At 55.7% G+C, this 23,633-nt stretch carries 16 protein-coding genes; 9 read left to right on the top strand and 7 right to left on the bottom strand.

Features of this window, described 5'->3' with window-relative positions; genetic code table 11:
- Window positions 1-26 precede the first annotated feature (26 nt).
- From yfaE to ubiG, 4 genes are all read right to left on the bottom strand, one after another.
- Entirely contained in the window at window positions 27-281 is a 255-nt protein-coding gene (yfaE, locus tag L370_RS00500) for a class I ribonucleotide reductase maintenance protein YfaE (protein WP_008500234.1), read from the bottom strand.
- The gene (gene nrdB, locus L370_RS00505; protein WP_014884611.1) at window positions 281-1,411 is read right to left on the bottom strand and encodes a class Ia ribonucleoside-diphosphate reductase subunit beta; all 1,131 of its coding nucleotides are present in this window, start codon (window positions 1,409-1,411) and stop codon (window positions 281-283) included. The genes yfaE and nrdB overlap by 1 nt, the downstream gene beginning before the upstream one ends.
- Before the next feature lie 81 nt (window positions 1,412-1,492).
- Window positions 1,493-3,778: a class 1a ribonucleoside-diphosphate reductase subunit alpha gene (gene nrdA, locus L370_RS00510; RefSeq protein WP_023312513.1), complete on the bottom strand. Its 2,286-nt coding sequence runs from the start codon at window positions 3,776-3,778 to the stop codon at window positions 1,493-1,495.
- Window positions 3,779-4,126: 348 nt separating this feature from the next.
- Window positions 4,127-4,855: a bifunctional 2-polyprenyl-6-hydroxyphenol methylase/3-demethylubiquinol 3-O-methyltransferase UbiG gene (gene ubiG, locus L370_RS00515; RefSeq protein WP_023336386.1), complete on the bottom strand. Its 729-nt coding sequence runs from the start codon at window positions 4,853-4,855 to the stop codon at window positions 4,127-4,129.
- Window positions 4,856-5,001: 146 nt separating this feature from the next.
- On the opposite strand from ubiG, the gene gyrA reads away from it, so the two are divergent.
- Together gyrA and rcsC are read left to right on the top strand one after the other, a co-directional pair.
- Entirely contained in the window at window positions 5,002-7,638 is a 2,637-nt protein-coding gene (gene gyrA / locus L370_RS00520; protein WP_023336385.1) for a DNA topoisomerase (ATP-hydrolyzing) subunit A, read from the top strand.
- A 134-nt stretch (window positions 7,639-7,772) separates the two neighbouring features.
- Entirely contained in the window at window positions 7,773-10,619 is a 2,847-nt protein-coding gene (rcsC, locus tag L370_RS00525) for a two-component system sensor histidine kinase RcsC (protein ID WP_023336384.1), read from the top strand.
- Window positions 10,620-10,729: 110 nt separating this feature from the next.
- Here rcsC and rcsB read toward each other — a convergent pair whose 3' ends face one another.
- Both rcsB and rcsD read right to left on the bottom strand, forming a co-directional pair.
- Window positions 10,730-11,380, bottom strand: a complete 651-nt coding sequence (gene rcsB / locus L370_RS00530; protein WP_003859405.1) for a response regulator transcription factor RcsB — start codon at window positions 11,378-11,380, stop codon at window positions 10,730-10,732.
- Window positions 11,381-11,396: 16 nt separating this feature from the next.
- Complete coding sequence (gene rcsD, locus L370_RS00535; RefSeq protein ID WP_023336383.1) at window positions 11,397-14,069, bottom strand: phosphotransferase RcsD; 2,673 nt, start codon at window positions 14,067-14,069, stop codon at window positions 11,397-11,399.
- Window positions 14,070-14,207: 138 nt separating this feature from the next.
- Between rcsD and L370_RS23540 the strand changes: the two genes are divergently transcribed.
- The 7 genes from L370_RS23540 (at window position 14,208) to mgtE (ending at window position 22,227) form a co-directional block, all read left to right on the top strand.
- The gene (locus L370_RS23540; RefSeq protein WP_072163970.1) at window positions 14,208-14,471 is read left to right on the top strand and encodes a hypothetical protein; all 264 of its coding nucleotides are present in this window, start codon (window positions 14,208-14,210) and stop codon (window positions 14,469-14,471) included.
- A 341-nt stretch (window positions 14,472-14,812) separates the two neighbouring features.
- Window positions 14,813-15,928, top strand: coding sequence for a porin OmpC (locus L370_RS00540; protein WP_023336382.1), 1,116 nt, complete (start codon window positions 14,813-14,815; stop codon window positions 15,926-15,928).
- Between the two features lie 114 nt (window positions 15,929-16,042).
- Window positions 16,043-17,098: an FAD:protein FMN transferase ApbE gene (gene apbE, locus L370_RS00545; RefSeq protein WP_023336381.1), complete on the top strand. Its 1,056-nt coding sequence runs from the start codon at window positions 16,043-16,045 to the stop codon at window positions 17,096-17,098.
- Window positions 17,099-17,170: 72 nt separating this feature from the next.
- Complete coding sequence (ada, locus tag L370_RS00550; protein WP_023336380.1) at window positions 17,171-18,229, top strand: bifunctional DNA-binding transcriptional regulator/O6-methylguanine-DNA methyltransferase Ada; 1,059 nt, start codon at window positions 17,171-17,173, stop codon at window positions 18,227-18,229.
- A complete protein-coding gene (gene alkB / locus L370_RS00555; protein WP_023336379.1) occupies window positions 18,229-18,885 on the top strand; it encodes a DNA oxidative demethylase AlkB in 657 nt (218 codons plus the stop codon). The genes ada and alkB overlap by 1 nt, the downstream gene beginning before the upstream one ends.
- Before the next feature lie 69 nt (window positions 18,886-18,954).
- Window positions 18,955-20,598 (top strand): multidrug ABC transporter permease/ATP-binding protein, encoded by a 1,644-nt coding sequence (locus L370_RS00560; protein ID WP_032666748.1) that lies wholly within the window; start codon window positions 18,955-18,957, stop codon window positions 20,596-20,598.
- 192 nt (window positions 20,599-20,790) lie between these two features.
- On the top strand, window positions 20,791-22,227 hold the full coding sequence (gene mgtE, locus L370_RS00565; protein WP_023336377.1) for a magnesium transporter: 1,437 nt from the start codon (window positions 20,791-20,793) through the stop codon (window positions 22,225-22,227).
- Here mgtE and L370_RS00570 read toward each other — a convergent pair.
- Window positions 22,190-23,479 (bottom strand): SulP family inorganic anion transporter, encoded by a 1,290-nt coding sequence (locus tag L370_RS00570; RefSeq protein WP_023336376.1) that lies wholly within the window; start codon window positions 23,477-23,479, stop codon window positions 22,190-22,192. The genes mgtE and L370_RS00570 overlap by 38 nt on opposite strands.
- Between the last annotated feature and the right edge of the window lie 154 nt (window positions 23,480-23,633).

The following is a 23,633-nucleotide window of genomic DNA, read 5'->3' as shown; positions in this document are numbered from 1 at the left end:
GGTAAGCGAAGCGCCACCCGACGCAATCACATCTCGATCTCAATATCGCCTTTCGCCCGGCAGCAGCAGGGCAAAATTTCCCCTTCGTTGATAAAGGCCAGCGGTTCGGTCAGCCAGTCCACCTGGCCGGCGACCAGGCGGCAGCGGCACGAGCCGCAGTAGCCGGAACGACACTGGTACTCTACTTCTACCTGATGTGCCTCAAGCGCCACCAGCAGAGAAGGGTGCTCCTCCCGACACAGTACCTCAGTGCCGGAAAGACTTAACGTGACGCGTGACATCAGAGCTGGAAGTCGCTCAGGTCGTCAGTGTTGACTTCAGAATCAATCTGACCGACCAGATAAGAACTCACTTCCACTTCCTGCGGCGCCACCTGCACGTTATCGGACACCAGCCAGGTGTTGATCCACGGGATTGGGTTAGAGCGCGTCTGGAACGGCAGGTCGAGACCGACGGCCTGCATGCGGATGTTGGTGATGTACTCAACGTACTGGCACAGAATGTCTTTGTTCAGGCCAATCATGGAGCCGTCGCGGAACAGATAGTCTGCCCACTCTTTCTCCTGCTGGGCCGCCAGCACGAACAGGTCGTAGCACTCCTGCTTGCACTCTTCGGCGATTTCCGCCATCTCCGGATCGTCCGTACCGCTGCGCAGCAGGTTCAGCATGTGCTGGGTACCGGTCAGGTGCAGGGCTTCATCGCGGGCGATCAGACGGATGATTTTGGCGTTGCCTTCCATCAGCTTGCGCTCGGCAAAGGCGAAGGAGCAGGCGAAGCTCACGTAGAAGCGAATCGCTTCCAGCGCGTTGACGCTCATCAGGCACAGGTACAGCTGTTTTTTCAGCGCGCGCAGGTTCACGGTAACGGTTTTACCGTTCACGTTGTGGGTGCCTTCGCCCAGCAGATGCCAGTAGCTGGTCATCTCGATCAGCTCGTCGTAGTAGTGGGCAATGCCTTCCGCGCGCTTCTGGATCTGCTCGTTGGTGACGATATCGTCAAACACCACCGCCGGATCGTTCACGATGTTGCGGATGATGTGGGTATAAGAGCGGGAGTGGATCGTTTCGGAGAACGCCCAGGTTTCCACCCAGGTTTCCAGCTCAGGAATGGAGATCAGCGGCAGCAGCGCCACGTTCGGACTACGGCCCTGAATGGAGTCCAGTAGCGTCTGGTACTTCAGGTTGCTGATGAAGATATGCTTTTCGTGATCCGGCAGCGACTGGTAATCAATACGGTCGCGGGAGACGTCCACTTCTTCCGGGCGCCAGAAGAAAGAGAGTTGCTTTTCAATCAGCTTTTCGAAGATGTCATATTTTTGCTGATCGTAGCGTGCCACGTTGACCGGCTGGCCGAAGAACATCGGCTCTTTGAGCTGGTCGTTTTTCGTCTGTGAAAAGGTGGTATAAGCCATGAGTGTGTCCTGTGAGAGATTTTGTCAGTCGGGCAAACAAAATCGTAGGCCGGGTAAGCGTAGCGCCACCCGGCATTTACATTAGATCTTACATGCGCCGCTTTCGCAGCCATCGTCCTGAATTGACGGCACCATGTCGTCCTGCGCGTCTTCCGCACCGTCACGGGTGTTGTGATAGTACAGCGTTTTCACGCCAAATTTATAGGCGGTCAGCAGGTCTTTCAACAGCTGCTGCATTGGTACCTTGCCGGACGGGAAGCGCGTCGGGTCATAGTTGGTGTTGGCAGAGATCGACTGGTCGATAAACTTCTGCATGATACCCACCAGCTGCAGGTAGCCGTCGTTGTTTGGCATTTCCCACAGCAGTTCGTAGTTGTTACCCAGCGTTTCGTAATCCGGCACCACCTGACGCAGCACGCCGTCTTTCGACGCTTTGATGCTGACGTGGCCGCGCGGCGGTTCAATACCGTTGGTGGCGTTAGAGATCTGCGACGAGGTCTCGGACGGCATCAGGGCAGAGAGCGTGGAGTTACGCAGGCCGTGGGTCTTGATGGACTCGCGCAGGCCTTCCCAGTCGAGATGCAGCGGCTCGCTGACAATCGCATCCAGGTCTTTCTTGTAGGTGTCGATTGGCAGAATGCCTTTCGCGTAGGTGGTTTCGTTGAACCACGGGCACGCGCCTTGCTCTTTCGCCAGCTCGTTGGACGCTTTCATCAGGTAGTACTGAATCGCTTCGAACGTCTGGTGCGTCAGGTTGTTGGCGCTGCCGTCGGAGTAGCGCTTGCCGTTTTTCGCCAGCCAGTAGGCGAAGTTGATCACGCCGATACCCAGGGTGCGACGGCCCATTGCACCGCGTTTAGCGGCCGGGATTGGGTAATCCTGGTAGTCCAGCAGGGCGTCAAGCGCGCGAACCGCCAGCACGGCCAGCTCCTCCAGCTCGTCCAGGCTCTTAATCGCACCCAGGTTGAACGCGGACAGCGTACACAGCGCGATTTCGCCGTTTTCGTCGTTCACGTCTTCCAGCGGTTTGGTCGGCAGGGCGATCTCAAGGCACAGGTTGGACTGGCGCACTGGCGCAACCACCGGGTCAAACGGGCTGTGGGTGTTGCAGTGGTCCACGTTCTGGATGTAGATACGGCCGGTAGAGGCACGTTCCTGCATCATCAGGGAGAACAGGTCTACCGCCTTCACGCGCTGCTTACGAATGCTGTCGTCTTTTTCGTATTTGGTGTACAGACGCTCGAACTCGTCCTGATCGGCGAAGAACGCGTCATACAGGCCCGGAACGTCGGACGGGCTGAACAGGGTGATGTCCTCACCTTTCAGCAGACGGGTGTACATCAGCTTGTTGATCTGCACGCCGTAGTCCATGTGACGCACGCGGTTGCCTTCCACGCCGCGGTTGTTCTTCAGAACCAGCAGGCTTTCCACTTCCAGGTGCCACATCGGGTAGAACAGGGTCGCTGCACCGCCGCGCACGCCGCCCTGAGAGCAGGATTTTACTGCCGTCTGGAAGTGCTTGTAGAACGGAATACAGCCGGTGTGGAACGCTTCACCGCCGCGAATCGGGCTGCCCAGCGCACGGATGCGACCGGCGTTGATGCCGATACCTGCACGCTGGGAAACGTATTTCACGATGGCACTGGAGGTGGCGTTGATGGAATCCAGGCTGTCACCACACTCGATCAGTACGCAGGAGCTGAACTGACGGGTAGGGGTGCGCACGCCAGACATGATTGGCGTCGGCAGCGAAATCTTGAACGTGGAAACCGCATCGTAGAAACGCTTCACGTATTCCAGACGGGTGTCACGCGGGTAGTTAGAGAACAGGCAGGCGGCCACCAGAATATAGAGGAACTGGGCGCTTTCGTAGATCTCACCGGTTACGCGGTTCTGAACCAGGTATTTGCCTTCGAGCTGCTTCACCGCCGCGTAGGAGAAGTTCATGTCGCGCCAGTGATCGATAAACCCGTTCATCTGCTCGAACTCTTCTTCCGTATAGTCTTCCAGCAGATGCGTGTCGTATTTGCCCAGCTCAACCATTTTCACCACGTGATCGTACAGCTTCGGCGGCTCAAACTGGCCGTAGGCTTTTTTACGCAGGTGGAAAATCGCCAGACGTGCAGCGAGGTACTGATAATCCGGTGCTTCGCGGGAGATGAGGTCAGCCGCCGCTTTAATGATCGTTTCGTGGATATCAGACGTTTTGATGCCGTCGTAGAACTGAATGTGGGAACGCAGTTCAACCTGGGAGATAGATACGTTGTTCAGTCCTTCTGCTGCCCAGTCGAGAACTCGATGGATTTTGTCCAGATTGATACGCTCGGTAGTACCGTCGCGCTTTGTCACCAGCAGACTCTGATTCATGTGGGGTTTACCTGTCCGTGAAATAAAAAAATATCCCCCGCTTATCCACAGATCCGTCTTGTGACTAACTCTGTGGATAAATACTACATATAGGGGGTTTGCGATAAGAAAAACGCTATATGGTGAGTATTCTAGTATCGAATCTTTTCAGCACAAGGGTTGATTTTGACGTTAAATTGAGGTTGTGAAAGGGTAAAAAAGGCTAAGTCCTCGTACCGTAAGGCCTGGAAGACATGTCAATAATTAAGAAAAAAAATTCAAAATTTGATCGAGTGCTGATTTCTTCAACGAGAGGTCAGAATTGCGCAACATGATGTCGCGCAATCTTTATAAGAATAACGAATGACGTTAGTCGTTTTTGGCGGTGGTGTGCAACATATAGTTAACATCAACGCCCGGTGCGAGCTTGAATTTATCGGTCAGCGGATTGTAGTGCAGGCCGGTGATGTGCTGCTCTTTGAGCCACGTCTGATCAACCCAGCTTAACAACTCGGCTGGCTTGATGAATTTCTTCACGTCGTGCGTCCCTTTCGGCACCATGCGCAGCACATATTCTGCGCCGACCACGGCCATCAGCCAGGCTTTACCGTTGCGGTTGATGGTTGAGAAGAAGACCTGGCCGCCCGGCTTCACCAGTTTTGCACAGGCGTGCACCACCGACTGCGGATCGGGAACGTGCTCCAGCATCTCCATGCAGGTCACCACATCGTACTGGTGGGCGTGTTTCGCCGCGTGCTCTTCCACGGTTTCCTGCACGTATTCCACCTGTATACCGGACTCCAGAGCGTGAAGGCGGGCCACCTGCAGCGGTTCAAAGCCCATATCCAGGCCGGTGACGGTGGCCCCTTCGCGCGCCATGCTCTCCGCAAGGATGCCGCCGCCGCAGCCGACGTCGAGCACTTTCTTACCGAACAGACCGCCGGAACGCTCCGCGATATAGCCCAGACGCAGCGGGTTAATGCGATGCAGCGGTTTGAACTCACCTTCGAGATCCCACCAGCGGGACGCCACCGCTTCAAATTTGGCAATCTCTTCGTGGTCAACGTTGTGAGCCACCGGGGATTTTTCGGCATTCATGGGCGCTTTTACTCCTTATTTAGCAAGACAAAGGAGTATATCAGGCAATCCCCGTGAATAAAGCGTATAGGTTTACCTCAATCACCTCGGCTGTGTTATAATTTGCGACCTTTGAATCCGGGATACAGTAGAGGGATAGCGGTTAGATGAGCGACCTTGCGAGAGAAATTACACCGGTTAACATCGAGGAAGAGCTGAAGAGCTCCTATCTGGACTATGCGATGTCGGTCATTGTTGGCCGTGCGCTGCCGGATGTCCGCGATGGCCTGAAGCCGGTACACCGTCGCGTACTATACGCCATGAACGTATTGGGCAATGACTGGAATAAAGCCTATAAAAAATCTGCCCGCGTCGTCGGTGACGTTATCGGTAAATATCACCCGCATGGTGATACCGCCGTTTATGACACCATCGTTCGTATGGCGCAGCCATTCTCCTTGCGTTACATGCTGGTAGATGGTCAGGGTAACTTTGGCTCAGTCGACGGCGACTCCGCTGCGGCGATGCGTTATACGGAAATCCGTATGTCGAAAATCGCTCATGAGCTGATGGCCGACCTGGAAAAAGAGACCGTTGATTTCGTCGATAACTACGACGGCACCGAGCGCATCCCAGATGTGATGCCAACCAAGATCCCGAACCTGCTGGTTAACGGTTCGTCCGGTATCGCGGTCGGTATGGCAACCAACATTCCGCCGCACAACATTACCGAAGTGATCAACGGCTGCCTGGCCTATATCGACGATGAAGACATCAGCATTGAAGGGCTGATGGAACACATCCCGGGCCCGGACTTCCCGACGGCGGCGATCATCAACGGTCGTCGCGGTATTGAAGAAGCGTACCGCACCGGACGCGGCAAGATTTACATCCGTGCCCGCGCCGAAGTGGAAGCGGACGCTAAGACCGGCCGTGAGACCATCATTGTTCACGAGATCCCGTATCAGGTGAACAAAGCGCGTCTGATTGAAAAAATCGCCGAGCTGGTAAAAGAAAAACGCGTTGAAGGCATCAGCGCGCTGCGTGACGAGTCTGACAAAGACGGTATGCGCATCGTGATTGAGATTAAACGCGACGCGGTGGGCGAGGTTGTGCTGAACAACCTGTATTCCCAGACTCAGCTTCAGGTCTCCTTCGGCATCAACATGGTTGCGCTGCACCATGGTCAGCCGAAGATCATGAACCTGAAAGAGATCCTGAGCGCGTTCGTGCGTCACCGCCGTGAAGTGGTGACCCGCCGTACTATCTTCGAACTGCGCAAAGCGCGTGACCGTGCCCATATCCTTGAAGCGCTGGCCGTTGCACTGGCCAACATCGACCCTATTATTGAGCTGATTCGCCGTGCGCCGACCCCGGCAGAAGCGAAAGCAGCCCTGATTGCGCGTCCATGGGAGCTGGGTAACGTGGCCGCCATGCTTGAACGTGCGGGCGATGACGCTGCGCGTCCTGAGTGGCTGGAGCCTGAATTCGGCGTGCGTGACGGTCAGTACTACCTGACTGAACAGCAGGCGCAGGCGATTCTGGATCTGCGTCTGCAGAAACTGACCGGCCTTGAGCACGAAAAACTGCTCGACGAATATAAAGAGCTGCTGGAACAGATTGCCGAGCTGCTGCATATCCTGGGTAGCGCAGATCGCCTGATGGAAGTGATCCGTGAAGAGCTGGAACTGGTCCGCGATCAGTTCGGCGATGCACGCCGCACCGAAATCACCGCGAACAGCTCTGATATCAACATTGAAGACCTGATCAACCGCGAAGACGTGGTGGTAACCCTGTCTCACCAGGGCTATGTGAAGTATCAGCCGCTGACCGACTACGAAGCACAGCGTCGTGGCGGTAAAGGTAAATCTGCGGCACGTATTAAAGAAGAAGACTTTATTGACCGCCTGCTGGTGGCCAACACCCATGACACGATCCTCTGCTTCTCAAGCCGCGGTCGTCTGTACTGGATGAAAGTCTATCAGCTGCCGGAAGCAAGCCGCGGTGCACGTGGTCGCCCAATCGTTAACCTGCTGCCGCTGGAAGCGAACGAACGTATCACCGCCATCCTGCCGGTACGCGAGTACGAAGAGGGCGTGAACGTCTTTATGGCGACCGCCAGCGGTACCGTGAAGAAAACCGCCCTGACCGAGTTCAGCCGCCCACGTTCCGCCGGGATCATTGCGGTGAATCTGAACGAAGGCGACGAGCTGATCGGCGTGGATCTGACCTCCGGTTCCGATGAAGTGATGCTGTTCTCTGCGGCCGGTAAAGTGGTGCGCTTTAAAGAGAACGCCGTCCGTGCAATGGGTCGTACCGCTACGGGCGTTCGTGGTATCAAACTGGCGGGCGAAGACAGCGTCGTTTCCCTGATCGTTCCGCGCGGCGAAGGTGCAATCCTGACCGTGACGCAGAATGGCTACGGTAAACGTACGGCAGAAAGCGAATACCCGACCAAGTCTCGCGGCACGCAGGGCGTTATCTCTATCAAAGTGACCGAGCGCAACGGTTCCGTTGTGGGCGCGGTGCAGGTAGATGATGCCGACCAGATCATGATGATCACCGATGCCGGTACGCTGGTGCGTACCCGCGTGTCTGAGATCAGCGTGGTGGGGCGTAACACCCAGGGCGTGATCCTCATCCGTACAGCGGAAGATGAAAACGTGGTGGGTCTGCAGCGCGTTGCTGAGCCGGTGGATGACGAAGAGCTCGATTCCATCGACGGTAGCGTTGCGGAAGGCGATGATGATATCGCGCCGGAAGCCGACACTGACGATGACGCAGCGGATGATGCTGACGAGTAATCACTCCTGAAGCAAAAAGGGCCGGATTCCGGCCCTTTTCTTTTGCAGAAGCAGATAAGTCAACGTTGCGACCCGGCGCGTTTACCGCTACCTTAACCACATTCTTTTGACCCCGACGGCGGAGCCTCGCCCCTTTGAAATACCTCGTCTCCTTTCGTACTACGCTGAAAGTCTCTCGCTATCTGTTTCGGGCGCTGGCGCTCTTGCTCTGGCTGCTGGTGGCCTTGTTCTCGGTGTTTTACATCGTTAACGCGCTGCACCAGAAAGAAGCGGAGATCCGCCAGGAGTTTAACTTAAGCTCCGACCAGGCCCAGCGCTACATTCAGCGAACGTCTGACGTGATGAAGGAGTTGAAGTATATTGCCGAAAATCGTCTGACGGCGGAAAACGGCATCCTTGCGCTTCGGGGTCGTAATGACAAAACCGAAGTCCCGGACTTCCAGCCGCTGTTCCCGGACTCCGATTGCTCCACCATGAGCAATACCTGGCGCGGGTCGCTGGAGTCCCTTGCCTGGTTTATGCGCTACTGGCGCGACAATTTCTCCGCCGCCTACGACCTGAATCGCGTATTCCTGATTGGCAGTGAAAATCTCTGCATGGCTGACTTTGGCCTGCGTGATGTGCCCGTTGAGCGTGACGATGCTCTGAAAAGCCTGCATGAGCGTATTGTGAAATATCGCAATGCGCCGCAGGACGAGCGCGGGAATAACATCTTCTGGGTTAGCCAGGGCCCGCGCCCGGGCGTGGGCTATTTCTACGCTCTGACGCCGGTGTATCTCGGCAATCGCCTGCAGGCGCTGCTGGGAATTGAGCAGACCATCCGCATGGAAAACTTCTTCACCCCAGGCAGCCTGCCCATGGGGGTGACCATTCTGGATGAAAACGGCCATCAGCTGATCTCACTCGCCGGGCCGGATAACCGGTTAAACGTTGAACCGCACTGGATGCAGGAGCGGTCATGGTTTGGCTACACCTCAGGCTTCCGCGAGCTGGTGCTGAAAAAAAGCCTGCCGCCATCCTCGCTGAGCATTGTCTACTCGGTGCCGGTGGATATGGTGCTTGAGCGGATACGCATTCTCATCATGAATGCGATTCTGCTGAACCTGATCGCGGGTGGCGCGCTGTTTACGCTGGCGCGCATGTATGAGCGGAAAATATTTATTCCCGCCGAAAGCGACGCCCAGCGGCTCGAGGAACACGAGCAGTTTAACCGCAAGATTGTCGCCTCAGCACCGGTGGGGATCTGTATTCTGCGCACCCAGGACGGGACCAATATCCTGAGTAACGAACTGGCGCATAACTACCTGAACATGCTGACGCATGAAGACCGGCAGAGGCTGACGCAGATTATCTGCGGTCAGCAGGTTAACTTTGTCGACGTGCTCACCAGCACGCACACCAACCTGCAGATCAGCTTTGTCCATTCCCGCTATCGCAATGAAAACGTGGCGATTTGCGTGCTGGTGGATGTTTCCGCGCGCGTGAAGATGGAAGAGTCGCTACAGGAGATGGCGCAGGCCGCGGAGCAGGCCAGCCAGTCGAAATCCATGTTCCTTGCCACCGTTAGCCACGAGCTGCGAACCCCGCTGTACGGGATCATCGGTAACCTCGACCTGCTGCAGACCAAAGAGCTGCCGAAAGGGGTCGACAGGCTGGTGACGGCGATGAACAACTCCTCCAGCCTGCTGCTGAAAATTATCAGCGATATTCTCGACTTCTCGAAAATTGAGTCTGAGCAGCTGAAAATCGAGCCGCGGGAGTTCTCGCCGCGCGAGGTCATGAACCATATCAGCGCCAACTATCTGCCGCTGGTGGTGCGTAAACAGCTGGGGCTCTACTGCTTTATCGAACCGGACGTGCCGCTGACGCTGCACGGCGATCCGATGCGCCTGCAGCAGGTCATCTCTAACCTGCTCAGCAACGCCATTAAATTCACGGATGTTGGCTGTATCGTGTTGCACGTCTGCCGGGCGGGGGATTACCTGAGCATTCGCGTGCGCGACACGGGCGTCGGCATCCCGGCGAAGGAAGTGGTTCGCCTGTTCGACCCATTCTTCCAGGTCGGGACCGGCGTGCAGCGTAACTTCCAGGGGACCGGACTGGGGCTGGCGATTTGTGAGAAGCTCGTCAGCATGATGGACGGTGATATCTCCGTGGATACCGAGCCCGGCATGGGCAGCCAGTTCACCATCCGCATTCCGCTCTATTCGGCGCAGTATCCGGCAAAAGCGACGGTGGACGGGCTGAGCGACAAGCGCTGCTGGCTGGCGGTGCATAACGCCTCGCTGAATGACTACCTGACGGCGATGCTTGCCCACAGCGGCGTGAGAGTGTGTCGCTATGAAGGTCAAACGCCGGATGTTGACGATGTGCTGATCGCCGACGAGATGCCGGAACAGCCGTGGCAGGGGAGAGGGGCGGTGCTCTTCTGTCGTCGCCACATTGGCATTCCTGTCGAGCGTGCGCCTGGGGAATGGGTACACAGTGTCGCAACGCCGCACGAGCTGTTGAGCCTGCTGGCGCGCATCTACAAAGTGGAGCTCGAAGAGAACGACGGTGCAGGCGCGTTGCCGTCACCGGACTCTCTGGCGTCGGTGAATGACGATATGATGATTCTGGTGGTGGATGACCATCCGATTAACCGCCGCCTGCTGGCTGACCAGCTTGGATCGCTGGGCTACCAGTGCAAAACGGCCAATGATGGCGTGGATGCGCTGAATGTGCTGAGTAAAAATCATATTGATATCGTGCTTAGCGACGTCAACATGCCAAACATGGATGGCTACCGTCTGACGCAGCGCATCCGACAGCTGGGCCTGACGCTGCCGGTGGTGGGCGTAACGGCGAACGCGCTGGCGGAAGAGAAACAGCGCTGTCTGGAGTCAGGCATGGACAGCTGTCTGTCGAAGCCGGTGACGCTGGACGTGCTGAAGCAGACGTTGTCGATTTACGCGGATCGCGTGAGAAAAACCAGAATATAAAAAAGGCCCGTAAGGGCCTTTTTATTTGCCCGGCGGCGCTGCGCTTGCGCGGGCCTACGGCTTCTGTAGGCCGGGTAAGCGCGAGCGCCACCCGGCATTTACAGTGGGGATCAATCCTTGTCCGTTGCGCTCAGCGTAACGGAGGAGAGATAGTTCAGCAGAGCAATATCGTTGTCCACGCCCAGCTTCATCATCGCTGATTTCTTCTGGCTGCTGATGGTTTTAATACTGCGGTTCAGCTTCTTGGCAATCTCGGTCACCAGGAAACCTTCTGCGAACAGGCGCAGAACTTCACTCTCTTTCGGGGACAGACGTTTGTCACCGTAGCCACCCGCGCTGATTTTTTCCAACAGACGAGAGACGCTCTCAGGCGTGAACTTCTTGCCTTTCTGCAGCGCAGCGAGCGCTTTTGGCAGATCGGTTGGTGCGCCCTGTTTCAGCACAATCCCTTCGATGTCCAGATCCAGCACCGCGCTCAGGATCGCCGGATTGTTGTTCATGGTCAGAACAATGATCGAGATGTCCGGGAAGTGACGTTTAATATATTTGATGAGCGTGATCCCGTCACCGTACTTGTCCCCAGGCATGGAGAGATCGGTAATGAGCACGTGTGCATCAAGCTTTGGGAGGTTATTGATCAGTGCTGTAGAGTCTTCAAATTCACCGACTACATTCACCCACTCGATCTGTTCAAGTGATTTGCGAATACCGAACAGTACAATCGGATGGTCATCGGCAATAATTACGTTCATATTGTTCATGTATAAGGCTACCTTGCTACAGCAAGCTTTTGACGTAGGCGTCAATGTCGCTGATGTATTTTTCAATGCCAGAGGCATCTTTCTCACGAATTAGATGTTCCAGCGTTTCACATAACTGCTTGCCGGGAACCAGATTAAGCATGGCAAACACCCCTTTAAGCCGGTGTGCTGTCTGTGCCAGCGCTGCGAAATCATTCGCAGCGGACTCAGTATACAACCGCTTAACATCATCTGGTACTGTATCAACAAAGAGTGAATAGTATCCGCTGGCGTGAAGTTCGGCATTTTCATTGCCGCCTAACGGTGATTCCGCTATCTCTTCCTGCGCCAGCTGCTCTTCTATTAGTTGTAGTACAGCTTCCTGCATCGCATTGCTTATATTAAAGTTGACGCGCAGCTGGCCAGGGCCGATTTTCCGCACGCCTGACTCATCATCGCTTAAAAGCAAGCCGGAGGCAGTAAGATTAGACGGATTATCAGTTAAAAACAGATCAAATTCTTGACTTGCAAGTCTTTCATCCGGCGTGATGCAGGCCGCACCCCAGTTTTCTAACTGACGAACGACAATATTGCGGATCTCATTCGAGGTCACATCGACCATCACCACAACATCATCCAGCAGACGTTCTTCATCTTCTTCCTGCGGATTGGCCGCCATTTTCACGTGCAGAGAATAGCGGGTGCCGAGGGATTCACGGGCTTTGATATTCAGATGACCGCCGAGCTTACGCGCCAGCTGATCGCATAGCCAGAAGGTCAGGGCATTGGCCTTGCCGTAGCGATCGCTTTGCGTGTCATTCAGGAACGGGAAGTGAAGATTATCAATTTCACTCGTTGTGACGCCTTCCCCGGTGTCCAGGATGCGGAACGCCAGACGGTCTTCTGCCGACTCCTCCGTGCTGACTTCAAGGGTGATCTTGCCGATCTGTGTCGTGGTCACGGCGTACTGAATAATCATCAGCAGAATACGGCGCAGCGCTTCGCGATCGCCGTGGCGTTTGTCATTCGCTGGGAGATTGTTATTGATCAGCAGCTGCAGCCCTTTGCGCTTAATGACGGGCAGCACTTCCGGGACCACTTCATCGATTAAATCCTGAATGGAGAAGAGGGTTGGCGTTCCCTTCCAGAAATCATTCTCCAGCATGTTCGCCAGCTGGATTTCATCAACCATTCTGACCAGCGAATCGGCCTGGCAGGCAAGCTGGTGGCTTTCAGCGGTGTTTAACGCTGCCGCCTGGGTCGCCAGCGTTTTTAACGGCTGCTTAAAGGCATCGCCAATGTTTTGCATGAATGCGGCACGCCCCTGCTGGTTTTTCTCATACAGTCTTTGTGCCTGCTTGAGCTTTTTATTAACCAGCACTTCGCGATCCTGGTCGCGAATAATGAAGATTTGCGTGCGGGGAGCCACCTGGCTGCGGAACTGACGGATCTCGTAAAGTTCATTGTTGATGGTGGCCTGAATCACCCCCTGGTGTTGATCCGCCATGGTGGTGATGTTCTGCAGGTTAAGATGCGGCAGCAGATGGTCGGCAATTTTGTTGCTCATCACCGTACGATTCGCCTCCTGGTCGTGAACTAAGACCCCAAGCGGCAGCACGGAAACAATTTCTTCATTCAGTGCACGCAATACGCGCAGCTCATTGCTGGTGCCGGCCGGAACCGCAGAGGCGTCGCTCTGACGCCCCGTCTGGAAACGGAAGGTGCTGTAGCCAAACAGGGCCAGGGCCAGCAGGCCGATATTCAGCAGCAGAGGCAGCAGGATATTTTGCAGGGTGTCGAGCAGCAGCGTGCCAAACGGCACCTGCCACACCAGGCGCATACCGGTCGAGTTCAGCGATGAGGCAATTTCGATTTTCGAGCCGTTAAAGGAGATCGATACGCTCTCTGCGGCCTCTTTGTCTGACGCCGCACGCATGTTCTGGGTGCTGGTGTCTGGCTCCATGCGGAAGCTGTCGAGCGGCATGTCCGGCGGGATTAAATCATTAATCGGTAAATCGAAGGCCACCACCGTCGCCAGATGTCCTGGCTGGTTGAACGTAGTGCGCAGGGTAAAATAATGACCGTTTTGCCAGGCCAGACGACGCAGGGAAGAGAAGCTCTCACGTTCATCAAGGGCATTTGCCTGCTGCAACATCTCTGCCCGGCGGGAATCGACGATGCTGCCCACGGTTGTCTCTTTAAACCCGGAAGAGAGATCTTTTAACGGCAGCGTTGAGATCAGGATCATGCTGTTGTCCTGACCGTTCAGATAGTACATCGACCACGGTACCGTTTCAGCGCCCCAGAGGGTATCCAGGTAGGTCGAAATACGCTGCGTCATCTCAAGCGTGGCGCTGTCGTGCGAGCCAAAGATGAGGGCCTCGGTCTTACGCTGCGGTTTTTCGAGATAATAAACATCCTGCTTAAGCCGCGTCTCCTGAAGTCCATCTCCGGACGAGGAGGTCGGGGCTGCCGCGATATTGTCGTAAATTTGCCAGGTGGCGTAGCGCCAGGTATCTATGCGCTTGTGAACGGCATGGGTGATATCAACGACCTGATAGCTCTTATCCTTCAGCCAGGCGTTAACCGCGCTTTGTACCATTACCCCCATGGTGACTAACAGCACAACGATCAAAAGAAGAAAGAAACGGGTGATGCTCCCGGGAAGGAGGGAAAATTTGCTCGGGGCGGTAGTTTCAGTCTGACTCATTGATATCTTTAACCCGTTATGGTCGTGCTCTGTGGCGATAGGGCAGTATAAAGGGTAATAACTGAATTTCCAGCGCCACCGTCCGGGAAGAGGCGACTTTTTCACTGGACAATATCGACGGTGAGGCGTGCAGTAAACATGTACAAACTCGCCATAGGCGTACAAATAACAGACACACGTAGCCAGAAAATAGCACGAATTAACAAGAAATTAAGTTTGGCCTCAATTTTCTTCCCTCGCAGGTTACCCGACGAGAATTTAGTTAATAGTCGTTACAATTACGGTGCGGTAGCACAAAAAAAGAGAAGTTACGTAAAGAAAGGTAAAAAAAAACCGAATGCGATGCATCCGGTTCAATTAGGGATAAACAGACATTCAAAACTGAATGACGGTAATAAATAAAGTTAATGATGATAGCGAGAGTTATTTTAGAGATTAGGTTCGATCTTGTTTTGTCATTCAGTGCTGTAACGTAATTTATTGTAACTATTTGATTTTAATGTGGTGATTTTTTGGTTTGATTATAAGTGCTAATTTTCTAAGCTATTTGTGCTTTGTAAAAGTTCCTTGATATTTACATTTTGAAACATGTTGGTAGATAAATGAAACATCTTCAAAGTTTTCGTATCATATTCGCATTGGATTATTCTGTAATTTTGCGGAGAATGAAATTGCCGACTGGTTAATGAGGGTTAACCAGTAAGCAGTGGCAATTATAAGGCATATAACAGAGGGTTAATAAAATGAAAGTTAAAGTACTGTCCCTCCTGGTACCAGCACTCCTGGTGGCAGGCGCAGCAAATGCGGCCGAAATTTATAACAAAGATGGCAACAAATTAGATCTGTACGGCAAAGTTGATGGTCTGCACTATTTCTCTGACGACAAGAGTGCCGACGGCGACCAGACCTACATGCGTCTCGGCTTCAAAGGCGAAACGCAGGTTAACGATCAGCTGACCGGTTACGGCCAGTGGGAATACCAGATCCAGGGCAACACCTCCGAAAGCGACAACCAGGCCTGGACGCGTGTGGCGTTCGCGGGTCTGAAATTCGCTGACGCGGGTTCTTTCGATTACGGTCGTAACTACGGTGTGATTTACGATGTAACCTCCTGGACCGACGTTCTGCCAGAATTTGGTGGAGATACCTACGGCGCTGACAACTTCCTGCAGTCCCGTGCTAACGGCGTGGCGACCTACCGTAACCAGGACTTCTTTGGTCTGGTGGATGGCCTGAACTTTGCCCTGCAGTATCAGGGTAAAAACGGCAGCGTAAGCGGTGAAAACGACACCGGTCGTAGCACCCTGAAACAGAACGGCGACGGCTACGGTGCGTCCCTGACCTATAACCTGGGTGAAGGCTTCAGCATCGGTGGCGCAATGTCTTCTTCTAAGCGCACTGCTGACCAGAACAACACGGCTAACTCGGCGCTGAAAGGCGAAGGCGACCACGCTGAAGTGTATACCGGTGGCCTGAAATATGACGCCAACAACATCTACCTGGCGGCGCAATACTCCCAGACCTACAACGCAACCCGTTTCGGCAATTCTCAGAGCAGCAGCCAGATTTACGGCTTCGCTAACAAAGCGCAGAACTTCGAAGTGGTTGCTCAGTACCAGTTCGACTTCGGCCTGCGTCCATCCGTGGCTTACCTGCAGTCTAAAGGGAAAGACATCGAAGGTTACGGCGATCAGGATCTGCTGAAATATGTTGATGTGGGTGCGACTTACTACTTCAACAAAAACATGTCCACCTACGTGGATTACAAAATCAACCTGGTTGATGAAAATGAATTCACCCGTCAGGCGGGTATCGGTACTGACGATATCGTCGCGCTGGGCCTGGTTTACCAGTTCTAATCGCTTCATCGTGTGACGTAAGGGGCCTGATGGCCCCTTTTTTGCGCCTCGCAGATTCTCACAACTCACCCGTTTTGGTGTACTCTTGCCGCCCTGGCATGAGGATAATGATGAATGGACATGACTTTTTTACGCGCCAGCTTTCTGGCTATGCTTTTTTTCCTGACCGCATGTAACGATCCCACACCTGTGGCGAAAACCGACGCACCCGCCGCGACGGTGCTCGAAGGCAAAACGATGGGGACCTTCTGGCGCGTCAGCGTGATGGACCTCGATAAAACACGCACAGACGAACTTCGCGGCAAAATTCAGTCACAGCTGGATGCCGACGATCAGCTGCTGTCGACCTATAAGAACGACTCGGCGCTGATGCGCTTTAATCTTTCCACCAGTACCTCCCTGTGGCCGGTGAGCGAAGCGATGGCTGATATTGTCACCGAGTCAATGCGCGTGGGATATAAAACCAACGGCGCAATGGACGTGACCGTCGGACCGCTGGTGAACCTGTGGGGATTTGGCCCGAATAAACAGCCGGATACCACACCCGATCAGGCGGCTATTGATGATGCCCGCGCCAGGACAGGGTTAAAGCATCTGACGGTGATCAACCAGTACGGCCAGCAGTATCTGCAAAAAGACATCCCCGATCTGTTTGTCGATCTGTCAACGGTAGGCGAAGGTTACGCTGCGGATCACCTTGCGGCGCTGATGACGCAGGAAGGGATATCGCGCTACCTGGTTTCCGTGGGCGGCGCGTTAGTCAGCCGGGGCATGAATGCCAGCGGTAAACCGTGGCGTGTAGCGATTCAAAAGCCGACCGATCGGCAAAATGCCGTGCAGGCCATCGTGGATATTAACGGGCACGGCATCAGCACATCCGGCAGCTACCGTAACTATTATGAACTCGACGGGAAACGCGTTTCGCATGTTATTGACCCTCAGACCGGACGCCCCATCACGCATAACCTGGTCTCGGTGACGGTCATTGCCCCTACCGCGCTGGAAGCCGATGCCTGGGATACCGGATTAATGGTGCTCGGCCCGGAAAAAGCCAAAGAGGTGGTTCGTCAGGAAGGGCTGGCGGTGTATATGATCACCAAAGAGGGCGACGGGTTTAAAACCTGGAGCTCGCCGCAGTTCAACAGCTTCCTGGTAAGCGACAAAAATTAAAAAGCAAGGTTGCGGGTTTTTTATCACTGGCGCTCAGGCACGCTCTATGTATGCTTACATGAGGAGCCGATAATGAGAAACTCGACCTTTATTACCGATGAGGATCGCTGGCAGGCCGTGCTGGCCCGCGATCCGCTCGCTGACGAACAGTTTGTCTTCGCCGTGCAGACCACGGGTATTTTCTGCCGCCCGTCATGCCGCGCCCGCCACGCGCTGCGTAAAAATGTCCGCTTTTATCCCGATGCCCACCATGCCGTTCAGGCAGGGTTTCGCCCGTGCAAGCGCTGCATGCCGGACAAACGCGATCCGCAGGCGCAGAAGCTGGCGAAAGTGGAGCACGCCTGCCGTCTTCTGGAGCAGGAACCCACGCTAACCCTGGAGGGGCTGGCGCAGCAGGTCGCCATGAGTCCTTTCCATTTCCACCGTCTGTTTAAGGCCGTGACCGGCATGACGCCAAAAGCCTGGCAGCAGGCGGCGCGAGGCCAGCGCCTGCGTACCGCGCTTGCACAGGGAGACAAAATTACCGATGCCGTGCTGGCGGCGGGGTTTCCCGACAGCAGCAGCTATTACCGTAAAGCCAACGATGCGCTGGGCATGACGGCGAAGCAGTACCGCAAGGGGGATGCGGCAGTGCGTTATGCCATCAGCGACTGTTCGTTAGGACGCTGTCTGGTTGCAGAAAGCGAGCGGGGGATCTGCGCGATCCTGCTGGGTGACAACGATGCAGAATTAGCCGAAGCGCTTGCCGCGCAATTTCCAAAAGCAGCGCATGCGCCTCTGGAAGAGGCGTTCGCGCGGCGGATCCATCAGGTGATTGCCAGTATTGATAACCGCGACGTACCGCTTGCGCTGCCGCTGGATATTCGCGGAACCGCGTTCCAGCAGCGCGTCTGGCAGGCCCTTCGCAACATTCCCTGCGGTGAAACGGCAAGTTACCGGCAGGTGGCGGAGGCGATTGGCCAGCCCAATGCGGTACGCGCCATTGCCGGGGCCTGTGCGGCAAACACGCTGGCGATTGTGATCCCCTGCCATCGCGTGGTTCGTCATGACGGCGCGCTGTCGGGTTACCGATGGGGGACGGCGCGAAAAGCGCTATTACTGAAACGTGAGGCGAAACGCCAGGAGGGATAATGCTCGATCTTTTTGCGGATGCTGAACCCTGGCAGGAGCCGCTTGCGCCGGGAGCGGTGATCCTGCGCCGCTTTGCACTCTCCCGTGCCGCGGTGCTGCTTGCCGGTATCGACGAGGTGACGGCTGTTTCGCCGTTTCGCCATATGGTGACGCCGGGCGGTTACACCATGTCGGTAGCCATGGCCAACTGCGGCGAACTGGGCTGGGCGACGAACGAGCGGGGCTATCTGTATGCTCCGAACGATCCCGCTACCGGCCAGCCGTGGCCCCCGATGCCTGCCGTTTTTCAGGCGCTCTGCCACGAGGCCGCCGTGGCAGCGCAGTATCCTGACTTTCGGCCGGATGCCTGCCTGATTAACCGCTATGCCGTTGGCGCGAAGCTCTCGTTGCATCAGGACAAGGATGAACCCGATCTGCGCGCGCCTATCGTCTCGGTATCGTTAGGTCTGCCCGCCGTCTTCCAGTTTGGCGGATTGCGCCGCAGCGATCCGCTCAAACGCATTATGCTGGAGCATGGCGACGTGGTGGTGTGGGGGAGGGAATCGCGGCTGTTTTATCACGGTATTCAGCCGCTGAAGCCCGGAGTTCACCCGCTCACGGGTGAGTACCGTTATAACTTGACCTTCCGTCAGGCGGGGTACAGTAAACTAAAATAAGAATTATTCTTGATGTCCGCGCAGGGCAGTTTACACTGCTGGCTGATTTTTATTGTCCGGATTGCCTGCATGCAACTACTTCTCCTTGTCTGGCGTCAGTATCGCTGGCCCTTCATCGCCGTAATGGCGTTAAGCCTTGCCAGTGCCGCCCTGGGTATTGGCCTGATCGCGTTTATTAACGTGCGGCTGATTGAAATGGTCGACACCTCGCTCTCCGTATTGCCGGAGTTTCTCGGCCTGCTGCTCCTGTTGATGGCGGTTACGCTCGGTTCGCAGCTTGCGCTGACCGCGCTCGGGCACCATTTCGTTTTCCGTTTGCGCAGCGAGTTTATCAAGCGGATCCTGGACACCCAGATAGAGCGCGTTGAGCAGCTCGGCAGCGCTTCCCTGCTGGCGGGGCTGACCAGCGACGTGCGCGCCATTACCATCGCGTTCGTTCGTCTGCCGGAGCTGGTGCAGGGGATCATTCTGACCTTTGGCTCGGCCGCTTATCTCGCCTGGCTTTCGACCAAAATGCTGGCGGTGACTGCGCTATGGATTGCCATTACCATCTGGGGCGGCTTTATGCTGGTGTCCCGCGTCTACAAACACATGGCGGTGCTGCGCGAAACCGAAGATAAGCTCTATAACGATTACCAGACGGTGCTGGAAGGACGCAAAGAGCTGACCCTGAACCGCGAACGCGCCGAGCATATCTTTAATCATCTCTATATCCCGGACGCGCGGGAATACCGGCACCATATTATTCGCGCTGATACCTTCCACCTGAGCGCGGTGAACTGGTCAAACATTATGATGCTGGGCGCTATTGGGCTGGTATTCTGGATGGCGAACAGCCTGGGCTGGGCGGACACCAACGTGGCGGCAACCTACTCGCTGACGCTGCTGTTTTTGCGCACGCCGCTGCTCTCGGCGGTCGGCGCGTTGCCCACCTTGCTGAGTGCGCAGGTGGCATTTAATAAGCTCAAAAAATTCGATCTCGCGCCGTTTAAAGCCGAATTTCCGCGCCCGAACGCCTTCCCGAACTGGCAGACGCTGGAGCTGCGTAACGTCACGTTCCGCTATCAGGACAGCGCCTTCTCCGTGGGGCCGGTCAACCTGACGATCCACCGCGGTGAGCTGCTGTTCCTCATCGGCGGCAACGGCAGCGGTAAATCTACGCTGGCGATGTTGCTGACCGGACTTTATCAGCCGCAGTCAGGCGAGATTTTGCTGGACGGCACGGCGCTGAGCGCGGAGAAGCCCGAGGATTACCGCAAGCTTTTCTCGGCGGTGTTCACCGATGTCTGGCTGTTCGATCGGCTGCTGGGGCCGGATGGGCAACAGGCTAATCCTGCGCTGGTGGAAAAATGGCTGGTGCAGCTGCAGATGTCGCACAAGCTGGAGCTTCAGGACGGAAAAATCCTGAACCTCAAGCTGTCTAAGGGGCAGAAGAAGCGCGTGGCGCTGCTGCTGGCGCTGGCGGAAGAGCGTGACATTATTCTGCTGGATGAGTGGGCGGCAGATCAGGACCCGCACTTCCGCCGCGAGTTTTATCAGGTGCTGCTGCCGCTGATGCAGGAGATGGGCAAAACCATTTTCGCCATCAGCCACGACGATCACTACTTTATTCATGCTGACCGCCTGCTGGAGATGCGCGACGGCAAGCTGAGCGAGCTGACCGGTGAAGAGCGTGATGCTGCATCGCGTGACGCGGTGGCGCGCACGGCCTGATGCCCAATGTGCCGGGTGGCGGCTTCGCCTTACCCGGCCTACGATTTTGTAGGCCCGTGCAAGCGTAGCGCCGCCGGGCACAATGATTTGCACGATATGCCGCTTTTTTCTCCATCCCGTCCCGTTGTTTATTCTTATTTACATATCCCCGCGCTATGCTTAACCCCAACTCATTTAATGGATTTATGATTGATGTCGGTATTAAAGAAAAACAGCGCCAGACAGCGCGATCAGGAGCGTGCGCGACTCATCTGGCTTCTCACGACCGATAAAGCGGTCACTTCTACGCTATTAGGCAAACTCACCCTGGCTGAGCAATATGATGTCGGCACTCTGGCCGACGATATTGCTGAGGTAGGTGCGCTGGTTGCTCATCTACCCCCGCCGGATCTGGCGGATACCCTTGAAGCGCTCCCCTCGGAAGAGCGTCACGCCCTGTGGCGTCTGGTGCAGGATCACGAGCGCGGACAGGTGCTGCTTGAGGCCTCTGAAAACGTCTGGGACGATCTGATCGACGAGATGAGCGACCGGGACATTCTCGATGCTCTGCAAACCCTGGATATCGACGAGCAGATTTACCTCGTTCAGCACCTGCCGCGAAACCTGACCGGTCGCCTGCTGGCTTCGCTGCCTGCCGATGAACGCGCGCGCGTGCGTCAGGTGATGCACTACGAGAAAAACAGCGTCGGCGCGATCATGGAGTTCGGCGTTATCACGGTGCGCCCGGACGTGACGCTCGGCACCGTGCAGCGCTACCTGCGTCGCCTGGGCAAAATGCCGGACAACACCGATAAACTGTTTGTTACCTCCCGGGATAAAACCCTGCTTGGCGAGCTTGAGCTGAAAACCATCCTGCTCAACAGCACCCAGCGGAAGGTGAGCGAGGTGATGGAAAACGAGCCGATGGTTTTCTCCCCGGAAGACGATGCGGAGAAAGCGGCGCGTACCTTCGAGCGTGACGACCTCGTCAGTGCCGCCGTCGTGGATTCCGTCGGCAAGCTGATGGGGCGTCTGACCATCGATGAGATCGTTGATGTGGTCTACGAAGAAACCGATAACGACCTGCGTGCGCTCGGGGGGATTAGCGCCGAAGATGACGTCCATGCCTCCGTCGGCAAGGCGGTGAAAACCCGCTGGGCGTGGCTGGCCATTAACCTCTGTACCGCGTTTATCGCCTCCCGGGTGATTGACGGGTTTGAGCACACCATTTCACAGCTGGTGGCGCTCGCCTCGCTGATGCCGATCGTCGCAGGGATTGGTGGTAACACCGGAAACCAGACGATAACCATGATCGTTCGTGCCCTGGCGCTGGAAAATATTCAGCCGGGTAACTTTTCGTGGCTCATTTTTAGAGAGATGGGCGTCGCGCTCATTAACGGCCTGGTGTGGGGCGGGATTATGGGCGGCATCACCTGGTGGCTGTACGACGATATGGCGCTGGGCGGCGTGATGATGCTGGCGATGGTGCTGAACCTGCTGGTGGCGTCGCTAATGGGCGTGATTATCCCGCTGACGATGACCAAACTGGGGCGCGACCCCGCGGTGGGGTCGAGCGTGATGATTACCGCCATCACCGATACCGGCGGTTTCTTTATTTTTCTTGGGCTGGCGACGATTTTTCTGCTTTAAGCCGACGCTTAATGCGGGCGGGGAGGAGTGCCATAACGATAATCCCGCCCAGCACGCCGATCGCCAGATTGCCGGTTGATACCGTGGCGGCAACGGTGACCAGCATGACGACCGTTTCCGCTATCGGGGCATTTTTTACCGTTGCAGGCTGAAGGCTGTGCCAGCTAAAGGTTTTAACGGCGACAATCGCCATAATACCCGCCAGTACCGCCATTGGGATTTTGGCCATCACGTCGCTGAGCGCCGTCACCAGGATCAGCAGCACAATGCCCGCCGCAAGGGTTGAAATGCGGCTTCGACCTTTCCCCATCTCCACGTTGACGATGGTTTGTCCGATCATTGCGCAGCCCGCAATGCCGCCATAAAAACCGGACAGAATATTACCCACGCCCAGGCCGATGCTCTCACGGCGCTTGCTCGAGGGCGTTGCGGTCAGCTCATCCACCAGCTTTGCCGTCAGCAGGGATTCCAGCAGGCCGACAAACGCGATGCTCAACGCGCACGGCCAGATAATGCTCAGCGTCTGCAAGTTAAGCGGCACCAGCAGCTCGGTAAGCCCCGGCAAACCGCCGCTCATGGAACCTTCATCGCCGACCGTCGGCAGGATCTGACCGGTGGTTACGGTGAAAAGGGTTAGCAGCACAATCGCAATCAGCGGGGAAGGGATGCTTTTGACATAGCGCGGCACCCACAGCACGATCAGCAGCGTCAGCAAGAACAGGCCCACAATCAGGGGGCTTCGGCTCCAGAAATGCGGCACCTGAGCGAAGAAGATCAAAATGCCCAGGGCGTTAACAAACCCGGTCATGACCGACTGGGGAATAAAGCGCATCAGCCTTGCCATGCCCAGCACGCCAAACAGAATCTGAATCACGCCTGCCATCAGCACGGCGGGAAGAATGTACTGTACGCCGTGCTGATGCACCATCGGGCCAATGACCAGCGCCACGGAACCGGCCGCTGCCGTGACCATCGCCGGGCGGCCACCGAGTACAGAAAGTGCAAGACACAGCACCACGGAGGCGATCAGGCTGACCTTCGGGTCAACGCCCGCCACCACCGAAAACGAGATGACTTCGGGGATTAGCGCCAGGGCGGTGATCGCCCCTGCCAGCGTTTCACGCGTCAGCAGCTTAGGGGAACGCAGCACGTTGGCTACGCGGTCTTCGGGGGATACAGCAGAATGGGGTAAGGACATAACGGTTCGCTGGTTAGGGCAGGCTTCCGTGCGCGCGATCACAAAACGCAACATACTAGCCAGTAAAACCGCGCTTTACCAGAGGCATCGATAATTCCTCACAAACAATCCATCATTAAATTTCACAATTACAATAATTTCGTAACCTTTAAACAATATTTAAAAGTTGTTACCGTGCCCCCGCAGCTTTTTTCACCTGCAATTTCCA

The sequence above is a fragment of the Enterobacter sp. MGH 24 genome, assembly GCF_000493015.1.
Classification (GTDB): Bacteria; Pseudomonadota; Gammaproteobacteria; order Enterobacterales; family Enterobacteriaceae; genus Enterobacter.
Note: the sequence above shows the minus strand (reverse complement) of the source record. Positions and strands in the feature narration are given on the sequence as shown.